Genomic DNA, 12,849 nt, shown 5'->3' with positions numbered 1-12,849 from the left:
GGCAGCCACCGACACCACACGTCGCCTGCCCTGGCATGAGCACGCCCCGACACCAAAGTGATGCCGGGGCGTTCGCTGAGCGAAGCCGGAGAGCGGCCGACGCCGGGTTTGTCCCCCGGTCAGTCCTTCGCGTCAGCTCTCCGGGTCGGTCCGCCGGGTCAGTCCTCCGCACCGGAAGCCGTCGCCTTGGAGGCCGTGGCCTTCTTGGCGGTCGTCTTCTTCGCCGTGGTCTTCTTCGCGGCCGCGGTCGTCTTCTTCGCCGCCGTCTTCTTGGCCGCGGTCTTCTTCGCCGGGGCTGTCCTCTTGGCCACGGCCTTCTTCGCGGTCTTCTTGGCGGGGGCCTTCGCGCGCTTCTCGACGAGCAGTTCGAAGCCGCGCTCCGGGGTGATCGTCTCGACGCTGTCGCCCGAGCGCAGGGTCGCGTTGGTCTCCCCGTCGGTGACGTACGGACCGAAGCGGCCGTCCTTGACCACGACCGGCTTGCCGGAGACCGGGTCCTCGCCCAGCTCCTTCAGGGGCGGCTTGGCGGCGGCCCGACCACGCTGCTTGGGCTGGGCGTAGATCGCCTGCGCCTCCTCCAGCGTGATCGTGAAGAGCTGGTCCTCGGACTGCAGCGAACGCGAGTCCGTGCCCTTCTTCAGATACGGGCCGTAGCGGCCGTTCTGTGCGGTGATCTCCTGGCCGTCGGCGTCGGTGCCGACGACACGCGGCAGCGACATCAGCTTCAGGGCGTCGTCGAGCGTCACCGTGTCGAGCGCCATCGACTTGAACAGCGAGGCCGTACGCGGCTTGACCGCGTTCTTGCCGGTCTTCGGGGTGCCCTCGGGGAGGATCTCCGTGACGTACGGGCCGTAGCGGCCGTCCTTGGCGACGATCGTGTGGCCGGTGGCCGGGTCCGTGCCCAACTCGAAGTCGCCGCTCGGCTTGGCCAGCAACTCCTCGGCCAGCTCGGCGGTCAGCTCGTCCGGCGCCAGGTCGGCCGGGATGTCGGCGCGCTGGTGCTGCTCGGTGTCCTTCTCGCCGCGCTCGATGTACGGGCCGTAGCGGCCGACGCGGAGCACGATGTCGTTGCCCACGGGGAACGACGACACCTCGCGCGCGTCGATCGCGCCCAGGTCGGTCACCAGCTCCTTGAGGCCGCCGAGGTGGTCCCCGTCGCCGTTGCCGGCGTCGGCCGCGCCGCCCGTGGCGGTGCCCTCGCCGAAGTAGAAGCGCTTGAGCCACGGCACGGCCTGGGCCTCACCGGCCGCGATGCGGTCGAGGTCGTCCTCCATCTTGGCGGTGAAGTCGTAGTCGACGAGCCGCCCGAAGTGCTTCTCCAGGAGGTTCACCACGGCGAAGGACAGGAAGGACGGCACCAGGGCCGTGCCCTTCTTGAAGACATAGCCACGGTCGAGGATCGTGCCGATGATCGACGCGTACGTCGACGGGCGGCCGATCTCGCGCTCTTCCAGCTCCTTGACCAGCGAGGCCTCGGTGTAGCGGGCCGGGGGCTTGGTGGCGTGGCCGTCGGCCGTGATCTCCTCGGCGGACAGCGCGTCGCCCTCGGCGACCTGCGGCAGCCGGCGCTCGCGGTCGTCCAGCTCGGCGTTCGGGTCGTCGGCACCCTCGACGTAGGCCTTCAGGAAGCCGTGGAAGGTGATCGTCTTGCCGGAGGCGCTGAACTCGACGTCCCGGCCGTCGGCGGCGGCGCCGCCGATCTTCACGGTCACGCTGTTGCCAGTCGCGTCCTTCATCTGGGAGGCGACGGTCCGCTTCCAGATCAGCTCGTACAGCTTGAACTGGTCGCCGGTCAGGCCGGTCTCGGCGGGAGTGCGGAAACGATCACCCGAGGGCCGGATCGCCTCGTGGGCCTCCTGCGCGTTCTTGACCTTGGCGGCGTACGTACGCGGCTGCGGGGGCAGGTAGTCGGCGCCGTACAGCTGCGTGACCTGGGCGCGGGCTGCCGCGATCGCGGTGTCGCTCAGCGTCGTGGAGTCCGTACGCATGTACGTGATGTAGCCGTTCTCGTACAGCTTCTGCGCGACCTGCATCGTGGCCTTCGCACCGAAGCCGAGCTTGCGGCTGGCCTCCTGCTGCAGCGTCGTCGTACGGAACGGGGCGTACGGCGAGCGGCGGTACGGCTTGGACTCGACGGAGCGCACGGAGAACTGCGTGTTCTCCAGGGCGGCGGCGAGGGCGCGGGCGGTCGCCTCGTCGAGGTGGAGGATGTTCGCGCTCTTGAGTTGTCCCAGGGAGTCGAAGTCGCGGCCCTGCGCGATCCGCCTGCCGTCGACGGTCTGCAGGCGGGCGACCAGCGACGACGGGTCCGACGGATCACCCGCGCGGCCGGTCGCGAAGGTGCCCGTCAGGTCCCAGTACTCAGCAGAACGAAACGCGATGCGCTCGCGTTCCCGCTCCACGACGAGTCGCGTGGCGACGGACTGCACACGGCCGGCCGAGAGCCGGGGCATGACCTTCTTCCACAGCACCGGCGAGACCTCGTAGCCATAGAGGCGGTCGAGGATGCGGCGGGTCTCCTGGGCGTCGACCAGCTTCTGGTTGAGCTGGCGCGGGTTGGCGACGGCCTCACGGATCGCGTCCTTGGTGATCTCGTGGAACACCATCCGCTTGACCGGGATCTTCGGCTTGAGGACCTCCTGGAGGTGCCAGGCGATCGCCTCGCCCTCCCGGTCCTCATCGGTGGCGAGGAAGAGCTCGTCGGACTCCTTCAGCAGGTCCTTGAGCTTCTTGACCTGCGCCCTCTTGTCGGCGTTGACCACATAGATCGGCTGGAAGTCATGGTCGACGTCCACACCGAGACGGCGCACCTCGCCGGTGTACTTCTCGGGCACCTCCGCGGCGCCGTTGGGGAGGTCGCGGATGTGCCCGACGCTCGCTTCGACGACGTAGCCGGGGCCGAGATAGCCCTTGATCGTCTTCGCCTTGGCAGGCGACTCGACGATGACGAGTCGGCGGCCGCCCTGTGCGGTCTCGCTGGTCGGGGACAACTTCGCTCTTCTCTCCGGTCGACGCTGGGGCCTCCCCAGGCCTTCGTCCCGGGGTCGCGGCGTAGTGCTGGCACGTGTGACGCTGCGGAGTGTGACGGTACAGCCCGCCCCCGTGTCAAACGGGAAAAGCCCACAACGGCCACTCGAACGGTAACCCGACTACCGCCATTCCTGCCGCCCGGAGTACCGGGTACCCACTTGAGGCATGTCCGGAGCGTGACGCTCCCCTTACTCCCGCGGCACTCTCGCCGCAGCACACCCGCCGACGTCAGAGGCGGGTCAAGCAGTACAGACCGAGGGCCAGCGCGACCGTCCCGGCCACGCTCGCGAGGGAGGCCGATGCGACCTGGTTCACACCCTGCGCCACCGGCTCGCGACGCTTGAGGCGGGTACCGGTCCAGGCCAGCAGGGCACCTCCGAACAGGGCGAACACCGTTCCCGCGAAGATCGCCGGCACGCTCTCCATCGCCCGCCCGCCCCTTCCGTGCCGTCCGGCTCCGCCCAGCGCCGGGAGAGTGGCACGCGCGGGAGACGGGCGGTCGACATCGGGGTGAACGGAGGGTCGACGTGATGCCGAACACATGAGCGGACACCGTCGGTGCGGGCACGGGGGTCCGTATTTTTCCGGCCTTTTTCCCGGCACCGGCGCGTCACGGCCCCGGCCGCCGTCCCACACCGGCCCGTGCCACCGGCATACGACGATGATCCCGGCGCGGTCACCCGGACATCCCGGGACGACTACGACCGCAGGAGCACCCGGCGTACCTCAGGCGCACCAGCCGCCATGGCCCCCGGCCCGCCGGGCCCGTGCGCCGGACCAGCCGTCGAACCCGCCGGTCCATTCGCAGGCGGCCCAGCGCGCGGACTCGGCGCGGAGATTCAGGGTGCAGACGCGATGCGCCGACCCAGTGCGCTCACTCGGTTCGCTCAGTTCGCCGGTTCGAGGAAGCCCTGCTCCACCAGCAGGCGGATCTGTGCGGGCGTCCGGTCGCGGAGCAACACCGGGTCCTCGTTGACGAGTTGGGCGATGGCGTCCAGGATGCGGCCCGCGCTCAGCGTGCCGTCGCAGACGCCCGCGAACCCTGCGCCGACCGTGTCCACCTTCGTGGCCCGGCACATCCCGCGGTGCTGGCGCAGCACCACATGCTCCGGATCCTCGGCACCGGGCAGCCCGACCTGCTCCTGGACCACCTCGGCGGCGAGCCTGAAGTGGCTGGCGAGCAGCGCCGCGTCGTCATGCTCCCGGAGATAGTCGAGCCGCTCGAAGTGCGCCCGGATCGTGTCCCCGAGAGGCTGCTCGACCGGATGCGGCCACTCCTCCACGGTGACGACGGGATCGGCGGACCCCGTCCTGCGCAGAGTGATCCAGCCGAAGCCGACCGCCTTGACCTTGCGTGCCTCGAACTCGTCGAGCCAGGCGTCGTAACGCGCCTGGTACTCCGCCGGATCCCCGCGGTGGTCACCGGCGTCCCTCAGCCACAGCTCGGCGTACTGCGTGACGTCCTGCACCTCGCGCTGCACGATCCAGGCATCGCACCCGCGCGGCACCCATGACCTGAGCCTGTCCTGCCAGTCCTCCCCTGCCACGTGCTGCCAGTTGGCGAGGAACTGCGCGAACCCGCCCTCGTTCAGCCGTTCCCCCGCCTGCTGAACGAGCGAGCGGCACAGATCGTCCCCGCCCATGCCACCGTCCCGGTACGTCAGCCGGGCACCGGGGGAGATGACGAACGGCGGGTTGGACACGATCAGGTCGAAGGTCTCGTCGTCCCGGACGGGCGCGAACAGCGAACCCTCGCGCAGGTCGGCGGCGGGCGCGCCGGAGAGCGCGAGCGTGAGCGCTGTGATGTGCAGGGCCCGCGGGTTGAGGTCGGTCGCCGTCACGCGCGTGGCGTGCTGGGCGGCGTGCAGCGCCTGGATGCCGGAGCCCGTGCCGAGGTCCAGGGCGGAGGCGACCGGCGTGCGGACGGTGATGCCGGCAAGGGTCGTGGAGGCGCCACCGACGCCCAGGACGACGCCCTCGTCGCGCTGCCCGATGCCGCCCGCACCGCCGACGGCGCAGCCCAGGTCGGAGACGATGAACCAGTCCTCGCCGCCGGGGCCGCCGTAGGGGCGTACGTCCACGGTGGCGGCCACCTCGTCGCCGCCCACGCGCGTGAGCCACCCGGCCTCCAGCGCCTCCTCGGCCGGCAGAACGGCCGCCACGCGCGCGTGCGGCACCGGTTGCTGGAGCAGGAACAGCCGTACGAGCGTCTCCAGCGGCGTGTCGCCGCGCGTCGCCCGGAGGGCGGGCACGGTCTCGCTGCGGGCCAGCGCCGCGTACGCGGGGGCGCCGAGCCGGTCGAGCAGCCCGTCGGCGGTGAAGGAGGCGGCCAGCAGCGCGTCCCGCAGGCGCGCGGCGGTGTCGGGCCGGTCGGAAGCGGGCAGGGAAGCGAGTCCGGAGTCAGTCACGCCCCCCATTGTGGCCCGCGGCACGGCCCGGACGCGGCCTCAGCACGCCTCACCGACACACCCCGGCCACGACCGGCCGGCCGCTGCCGACGGCCCGCCCGAGCGAGACCGCCGCGCTTGCCTGCCGGCCGTGAACCGTGAGCCGTGAAGCGTCAGCCCTGGGCCCCGGCCGTGAGCCCGGCTGTGGACCGCCGCGTCAGCCCGCCGACGGCGAAGACGCCGACGACGCGACCTTCTTGCAGCTGGCCTGCTGGGCGATGGCGTTCTTGACCTCGCCCTGCTGGAGCTTGTCCAGCGCGTCGGTGCCGCTCTTGTGCTGCTTCTCCAGGTCCGTCATCTGCGTGGCGACGTCGTGCAGCCCGGAGGCGAACTTCGCCTGGTCCTTGGTGTCCAGCGCGTCGACCTGCTTCTTCAGTCCGGCGTACGCGACGGAAAGGCCGTTGAAGCTCTTCACGACGGCCTGCAGCCGCTGGTCACCGTCGGCGACACCGGGCGGCGCACCCGCCTTGCTCACCGCGCCGGCGATCGCCTTGTAGCCGTCGGACATGTCCTGGAAAGCCTGGGAGTCCGTCTTCTGGAGCGTCTCGGGCTTGGCGGTGTCGGCGGCCGTCGTACTGATCGCCGCGTTCGCCGACTTGATCTTCGCGTCCTGCGCGGGCACCGCGTCACAGACCGACTTGGCCCAGGCGACCAGCTTGGGGTCGGGCCCCTTGTCACCGCCGCTGCTGGTGCATCCCGTCAGCGCCACCACCAGTACCGCACCGCCGGACAGTGCGGCCGCGAGCTTCTTGTTCACCGGATTGGTCCCTTCCCTGGCTCTCGGCCCACGGACCCTACACGGCGGATGCACACTCTCCGCACCCCGAACGCCACCTAAGGCCCTCTTTGTGATCCTTTGCACCATGAGAGACAAGGCTCACCACGTGGGCGATCCCACAGCCACCCCCACAGACACCCCCGCAGTGCACCCACAGGGCACCCACAGCCGCGTGCAGGCACGCGAACGGGCGGGCGGCACGTCAACACGTGCCGCCCGCCCGCCCGTTGACCAGGGCTTCTCCTACAGACCCAGGAGTACGCCTACGAAACCACCGCCGTGTTCGGCGAGTTGGCGACCCGCTCGGTGCTCTCGTCATCACCGACGGCGATCCCGCGACGCTTGGAGACGTACACGGCGACGACGATCACAATGAGCGCGAGGAGCGCGATCGTGATCCGCACGCCCAGGTTCTTGTCGCTGCCGTAGGAGAACTTGATCACCGCGGGCGCGATGAGCAGCGAGACCAGGTTCATGACCTTCAGCAGCGGGTTGATCGCTGGTCCGGCGGTGTCCTTGAAGGGGTCACCGACCGTGTCGCCGATCACCGTGGCCGCGTGGGCCTCGCTGCCCTTGCCGCCGTGATGGCCGTCCTCCACCAGCTTCTTGGCGTTGTCCCAGGCTCCGCCGGAGTTGGCGAGGAACACCGCCATCAGCGTGCCCGCGCCGATCGCGCCGGCGAGGTAGGAACCGAGCGAGCCGACGCCGAGCGTGAACCCGACGAAGATGGGCGCCATCACGGCGAGCAGACCCGGTGTGGCCAGCTCTCTGAGGGCGTCCCTGGTGCAGATGTCGACGACCTTGCCGTACTCGGGCTTCTCGCTGTAGTCCATGATCCCGGGCCTCTCCCGGAACTGCCGCCGTACCTCGAACACCACCGAACCCGCCGAACGCGACACGGCGTTGATGGCCAGTCCGGAGAAGAGGAAGACGACTGCGGCGCCCGCGATGAGGCCGACGAGGTTGTTGGGCTGGGAGATGTCCAGGGACAGGCTCATCGGCGCACCGGGGCCGGTGAGTTTCTCCCCGACGCCCTGCACGTTGGTGGTGATCGCGTCGCGGTACGACCCGAACAGCGCCGACGCGGCGAGGACGGCGGTGGCGATGGCGATGCCCTTGGTGATGGCCTTGGTGGTGTTGCCGACCGCGTCCAGGTTGGTGAGCACCCGGGCGCCCGCGCCCTCGACGTCGCCGGACATCTCGGCGATGCCCTGGGCGTTGTCGGAGACCGGCCCGAAGGTGTCCATGGCGACGATCACGCCGACCGTGGTGAGCAGTCCGGTGCCGGCCAGCGCGACCGCGAACAGCGCGAGCATGATCGACGTACCGCCGAGCAGGAACGCGCCGTACACGCCGAGGCCGATGAGCAGCGCGGTGTAGACGGCCGACTCCAGGCCCACCGAGATGCCGGACAGCACGACCGTGGCCGGGCCCGTGAGGGAGGTTTTCCCGATGTCCCTGACGGGGCGGCGGTTGGTCTCGGTGAAGTAGCCGGTCAGCTGCTGGATGACGGCGGCGAGCAGGATGCCGATCGCCACCGCGACCAGGGCGAGGATCCGCGGGTCACCGTCCTTTGCCTTGATCGCCGCGTCGGTCACCCCGTTGAGGTCGGAGTACTTCGACGGCAGATAGACGAAGACGGCGATCGCGACCAGCACCACGGAGATCACCGCGGAGATGAAGAAGCCGCGGTTGATCGCCGTCATGCCGCTGCGGTCGGCGCGGCGCGGGGCGACCGCGAAGATGCCGATCATCGCCGTGACAACGCCGATGGCGGGCACGAGCAGCGGGAACGCCAGCCCGGAGTCACCGAAGGCGACCTTGCCGAGGATCAGGGCCGCCACCAGGGTCACGGCATACGACTCGAAGAGGTCGGCCGCCATGCCCGCGCAGTCGCCGACGTTGTCGCCCACATTGTCGGCGATGGTCGCGGCATTGCGCGGATCGTCCTCCGGAATGCCCTGCTCGACCTTGCCGACCAGGTCGGCGCCGACGTCGGCGGCCTTGGTGAAGATGCCGCCGCCCACACGCATGAACATGGCGATCAGGGCGGCGCCGAGGCCGAAGCCCTCAAGCACCTTCGGCGCGTCGGCCGCGTACACCAGCACCACACAGGAGGCGCCCAGCAGGCCTAGCCCCACCGTGAACATGCCGACCACGCCGCCCGTGCGAAATGCGATCTTCATCGCGGTGTGCGAAACGGTGGTGAGATCCTTTTCCGGTTCTCCTGGTGCCGGTGTGGCCTCCCGGGCCGCCGCGGCGACCCGCACGTTGCTGCGCACGGCGAGCCACATGCCGATATAGCCGGTGGCTGCCGAGAACGCCGCACCGATCAGGAAGAACACCGATCGTCCGGCGCGCTGATTCCAGTCGTCCGCGGGCAGCAGCATGAGCAGGAAGAAGACGACGACAGCGAATACGCCGAGCGTGCGCAGCTGCCGGGCGAGATACGCCTTCGCACCTTCCTGGACCGCCTCGGCGATCTTTTTCATGCTGTCGGTGCCCTCGCCGGCGGCCAGTACCTGGCGCACCAGGATCCCCGCGACCGCCAGTGCGGCCAGGGCGACCGCCGCGATGACGGCCACCATGATCCGGTTGTCGTCGGTCAGGACTGCCGCTGCAAGGGTTGTGGGGTGATCCGATTGAGGGATGGAAAGCCCCGCCATTCGTCCTCCTTGACGCTTGGGCTGAGCTCAAGATGTGGACGGATTCTAGGTACCTCGGAGTGATCTCAACAGAGCGCGGTAAACGGAATTAGCCTCAACGGGCTCATCAGCAAATGATCGCGATCCCGCCATCCAACCCGAATGGAGTAATGCCCTCGAACCATTGACGGGCCAGAGGCCGCTGGATTGGCGCTTGATCAAATGCAGCGAGGGTTTGATCGTGATTTCATTCACGAATTCGTGGGCGTGTCGGAAAAACGATGAGGGCCCTGCTCGGCAGGGCCCTCGAACGGTGGAACGGCGGCGCTCAGAGCAGCGCCGCGGCCGGCGGTGTGGTCGGCCAGGTCATGCGGATACGGCCGCCGTCCTGCCCGGTGGTGACCTCGACGTCGTCGACGAGGCCGCTGATGACCGCGAGGCCCATCTCGTCCTCCTCGGTGTCCGCGTCGCTGTCCTGCCCGGCACCGGGCGCGCCTGTCGGGACGGCGTGCGGCGCCTCGTCGCCGACCTCGATGGAGAACTGTTTCTCCTCTTCGATCAGCGCCACCTTCACAGGCGCGCTGATGCCACTGCTCTGGTGGAGTCCGACGGCGCGGGAGCAGGCCTCGCCGACGGCGAGCCGGACCTCGTCCAGGACGGCCTCGTCCACTCCTGCCCTGCGTGCCACCGCGGCCGCCACCAACCGGGCGGTCCGGACGTGCTCGGGCAGCGCGCTGAAGCGGAGTTCGACGGTGGCCATGCATCCCCCTCGCGACTACGGGCGTGCGGTCGGGGGCGGGGCCGCCGAAAGCCCGCCCCCCTGCTGTGGTTCTGTGCCCGGGCCCCTTCATCGGCCCGGACGGGACCGCCCGGCGTACGGGCTCCGGAGGGAGCCCGACGCCGGTCACGGGTCCAGGTCAGTCGGTGGCCGCCACCGCTTCCTCGACCGAGGTGTGGATCGGGAACACCTTGGTGAGGCCGGTGATACGGAAGATCTTGAGAATGCGCTCCTGGTTGCAGACCAGGCGCAGCGAGCCCTCATGGGCACGCACTCGCTTCAGGCCGCCGACCAGCACGCCGAGCCCGGTGGAGTCGAGGAAGTCCACGCCCTCCATGTCGACGACGAGGTGGAAATTCCCGTCGTTCACCAGCTCGACCAGCTGCTCGCGCAGCTTGGGCGCGGTATACACGTCGATTTCGCCACCGACTCGGACGACCGTACGATCGCCGACGGTCTCGGTCGACAAGGACAGGTCCACGGATCCTCCAGCACCTTGCTATCGAGCGGTCGCCCCTCGGGCACCTCGGCTTGCGGCCCCCGGGACGCTTCGCCAGCCGCGATGGCATTCAATCACTTACCGGCAGGCGTGCACGACGCCTTGGCTCCATTGTCCGTCACTCCAGTGACACACTCGGTGCCGATGGCCAAGAATCACCGATCCGATCGACCCCCGGCGGACCCGGCGCCACGCCCGTCTCCGGGCGCGGTCCTGGACCGGCTCGCCTCCGGGCCGAGCCGGTCTGCGCGCATCACTCATACGGAGCACTTGCCCCCGCGCGTGGGCCGCCATGCCGTCTGGCCTCATCGGATTCGGTCCGAGGTGATCGCTGCCGTCCAGGCGTGCGGCATCGAACACCCCTGGGCGCACCAGACCCTGGCCGCCGAGCACGCCCTGGACGGCGAGTCGGTGATCGTCGCCACCGGCACCGCCTCCGGCAAGTCCCTCGCGTATCTGGTGCCCGTCCTGTCCACCCTCCTGGACGGCTCCGAGGCGCCGAACGGCCGAGGGGCCACCGCCCTGTACCTGGCGCCCACCAAGGCGCTCGCGGCGGATCAGTGCCGGTCCGTGAAGGAACTTTCACAATCTCTGGGCACTGCCGTACGCCCCGCGGTGTACGACGGGGACACCCCGTTCGAGGAACGGGAGTGGATCCGCCAGTACGCCAACTACGTCCTCACCAACCCCGACATGCTGCACCGCGGGATACTTCCGTCCCACCCGCGCTGGTCCTCCTTCCTGAAGTCGCTCAAGTACGTCGTCATCGACGAGTGCCACACCTACCGCGGCGTCTTCGGCTCGCATGTCGCCCAGGTACTGCGCCGGCTTCGCCGTCTGTGCGCCCGCTACGGCTCCTCGCCCGTCTTCCTGCTGGCCTCCGCGACCGCCGCCGAGCCCGCCGTGGCCGCGCGGCGACTGACCGGCCTGCCGGTGGTCGAGGTCGCCGACGACGCCTCCCCGCGCGGGGAACTCGTCTTCGCCCTCTGGGAGCCCCCGCTCACCGAACTGCACGGCGAGAGGGGCGCCCCCGTCCGGCGCACCGCCACCGCCGAGACCGCCGACCTGCTGACCGACCTGACCGTGCAGGGCGTGCGCTCGGTCGCCTTCGTACGGTCCCGGCGTGGCGCCGAGCTGATCTCGGTGATCGCCCAGGAGCGGCTCGCCGAGGTCGACCGCTCCCTGGTCCGGCGGGTCGCGGCCTACCGCGGCGGCTACCTCCCCGAGGAGCGCCGCGCCCTGGAACGCGCCCTGCACTCCGGCGATCTCCTCGGCCTCGCCGCCACCACGGCCCTGGAGCTGGGTGTGGACGTCTCCGGCCTGGACGCCGTGGTGATCGCCGGATACCCGGGCACGCGCGCGTCCCTGTGGCAGCAGGCGGGCCGCGCCGGCCGCTCCGGGCAGGGTGCCCTGGCGGTTCTCGTCGCCCGCGACGACCCGCTGGACACCTTCCTGGTCCACCATCCGGAGGCCCTGTTCGACCAACCGGTGGAATCCACCGTCCTCGACCCCGACAACCCCTACGTCCTCGCCCCGCACCTGTGCGCCGCCGCCGCGGAACTCCCGCTGACCGAGGAGGACCTGGAACTCTTCGGCCCCGCCTGCGTGGACGTGCTGCCGCAGCTGGAGGCCGCGAAGCTGCTGCGCCGGCGCACGAAGGCCTGGCACTGGACGCGCCGGGAGCGGGCCGCCGACCTGACCGACATCCGCGGCGCGGGCGGGCGGCCGGTGCAGGTCGTCGAGTCCAGCACGGGCCGGCTGCTCGGCACGGTCGACGCGGGCGCCGCGCACTCGACGGTCCACGAGGGCGCCGTCCATCTGCACCAGGGCCGCACCTACCTGGTGCGCTCGCTCGACCTGGAGGACTCCGTCGCCCTCGTGGAGCAGGCCGATCCGCCGTACTCCACGGTCGCCCGCGACACCACCGCGATCTCCATCCTGGAGACGGACACCGAGATCCCGTGGGGCGCCGGCCGCCTCTGCTACGGCTCGGTCGAGGTCACCAACCAGGTGGTCTCCTACCTCCGCAGACGCCTCATCACCGGCGAAGTGCTCGGCGAGACCAAACTCGACCTCCCTCCTCGTACGCTGCGCACCCGGGCGGTGTGGTGGACGGTCACCGACGACCAGCTGGACGAGGCCCGGATCAACCCGGAGATCCTCGGCGGCTCCCTGCACGCCGCCGAACACGCCTCCATCGGCCTGCTCCCCCTCTTCGCGACCTGCGACCGCTGGGACATCGGCGGCGTCTCCATCCCGCTGCACCCGGACACCCTGCTGCCGACGGTTTTCGTGTACGACGGCCACCCCGGCGGCGCGGGCTTCGCCGAGCGCGCCTTCCACACCGCCCGCGCCTGGCTCACCGCCACCCGCGAGGCCATCGCCTCCTGCGAGTGCGAGGCCGGCTGCCCGTCCTGCATCCAGTCCCCCAAGTGCGGCAACGGCAACGACCCACTGCACAAGAGGGGGGCGGTACGACTCCTCACGGTGCTGTTGCGTGGAGCGCCGGGGGAGGCGGAGGCCGAGGGGAGCGACGGAACCTCGGCCGAGGCGGCTCCGGGGCAGGTACCCCGGGCTTGAGCGTGAGCGCGCCCGGCTCCTCGGGCACCGTCCTCTCCAGGCGCCAGCCCCTCCGTCACCGGCCTCTCCCGCACCGGTTCCGTCAGCAGGGC

General features: G+C 70.3%; 8 protein-coding genes. 1 reads left to right on the top strand and 7 read right to left on the bottom strand.

Annotated features, from left to right (window positions below; translation table 11 throughout):
- Window positions 1-158: 158 nt before the first annotated feature.
- From topA to bldG, 7 genes are all read right to left on the bottom strand, one after another.
- On the bottom strand, window positions 159-2,990 hold the full coding sequence (gene topA, locus AV521_RS34280) for a type I DNA topoisomerase (protein WP_076094093.1): 2,832 nt from the start codon (window positions 2,988-2,990) through the stop codon (window positions 159-161).
- 268 nt (window positions 2,991-3,258) lie between these two features.
- On the bottom strand, window positions 3,259-3,456 hold the full coding sequence (locus AV521_RS34275; protein WP_076094091.1) for a hypothetical protein: 198 nt from the start codon (window positions 3,454-3,456) through the stop codon (window positions 3,259-3,261).
- A 461-nt stretch (window positions 3,457-3,917) separates the two neighbouring features.
- On the bottom strand, window positions 3,918-5,447 hold the full coding sequence (locus AV521_RS34270; protein ID WP_256725780.1) for a class I SAM-dependent methyltransferase: 1,530 nt from the start codon (window positions 5,445-5,447) through the stop codon (window positions 3,918-3,920).
- Window positions 5,448-5,634: 187 nt separating this feature from the next.
- Window positions 5,635-6,234 carry a small secreted protein gene (locus tag AV521_RS34265; RefSeq protein ID WP_076094089.1) on the bottom strand — a complete coding sequence of 200 codons (600 nt, stop codon included), beginning with the start codon at window positions 6,232-6,234 and terminating at the stop codon, window positions 5,635-5,637.
- Between the two features lie 284 nt (window positions 6,235-6,518).
- Window positions 6,519-8,921: a sodium-translocating pyrophosphatase gene (locus AV521_RS34260; RefSeq protein WP_076094087.1), complete on the bottom strand. Its 2,403-nt coding sequence runs from the start codon at window positions 8,919-8,921 to the stop codon at window positions 6,519-6,521.
- A gap of 307 nt (window positions 8,922-9,228) precedes the next feature.
- Window positions 9,229-9,660 carry an ATP-binding protein gene (locus AV521_RS34255; protein ID WP_076094085.1) on the bottom strand — a complete coding sequence of 144 codons (432 nt, stop codon included), beginning with the start codon at window positions 9,658-9,660 and terminating at the stop codon, window positions 9,229-9,231.
- Between the two features lie 157 nt (window positions 9,661-9,817).
- Window positions 9,818-10,159, bottom strand: coding sequence for an anti-sigma factor antagonist BldG (gene bldG / locus AV521_RS34250; protein WP_023547751.1), 342 nt, complete (start codon window positions 10,157-10,159; stop codon window positions 9,818-9,820).
- 81 nt (window positions 10,160-10,240) lie between these two features.
- Between bldG and AV521_RS34245 the strand changes: the two genes are divergently transcribed.
- Window positions 10,241-12,757: a DEAD/DEAH box helicase gene (locus tag AV521_RS34245; RefSeq protein ID WP_079249532.1), complete on the top strand. Its 2,517-nt coding sequence runs from the start codon at window positions 10,241-10,243 to the stop codon at window positions 12,755-12,757.
- The last annotated feature ends 92 nt before the right edge of the window (window positions 12,758-12,849 follow it).

Source organism: Streptomyces sp. IMTB 2501, from assembly GCF_001953885.1.
Taxonomy (GTDB): domain Bacteria; phylum Actinomycetota; class Actinomycetes; order Streptomycetales; family Streptomycetaceae; genus Streptomyces.
This window is presented reverse-complemented; position numbering and strand designations above follow the sequence as displayed.

Coding starts and splice junctions, on each gene's coding strand:
- AV521_RS34275 (WP_076094091.1), bottom strand. CDS start 3,456: ATGGAGAGCGTGCCGGCGATCTTCGCGGGAACGGTGTTCGCCCTGTTC.
- AV521_RS34270 (WP_256725780.1), bottom strand. CDS start 5,447: ATGGGGGGCGTGACTGACTCCGGACTCGCTTCCCTGCCCGCTTCCGAC.
- AV521_RS34260 (WP_076094087.1), bottom strand. CDS start 8,921: ATGGCGGGGCTTTCCATCCCTCAATCGGATCACCCCACAACCCTTGCA.
- AV521_RS34255 (WP_076094085.1), bottom strand. CDS start 9,660: ATGGCCACCGTCGAACTCCGCTTCAGCGCGCTGCCCGAGCACGTCCGG.
- AV521_RS34245 (WP_079249532.1), top strand. CDS start 10,241: ATGGCATTCAATCACTTACCGGCAGGCGTGCACGACGCCTTGGCTCCA.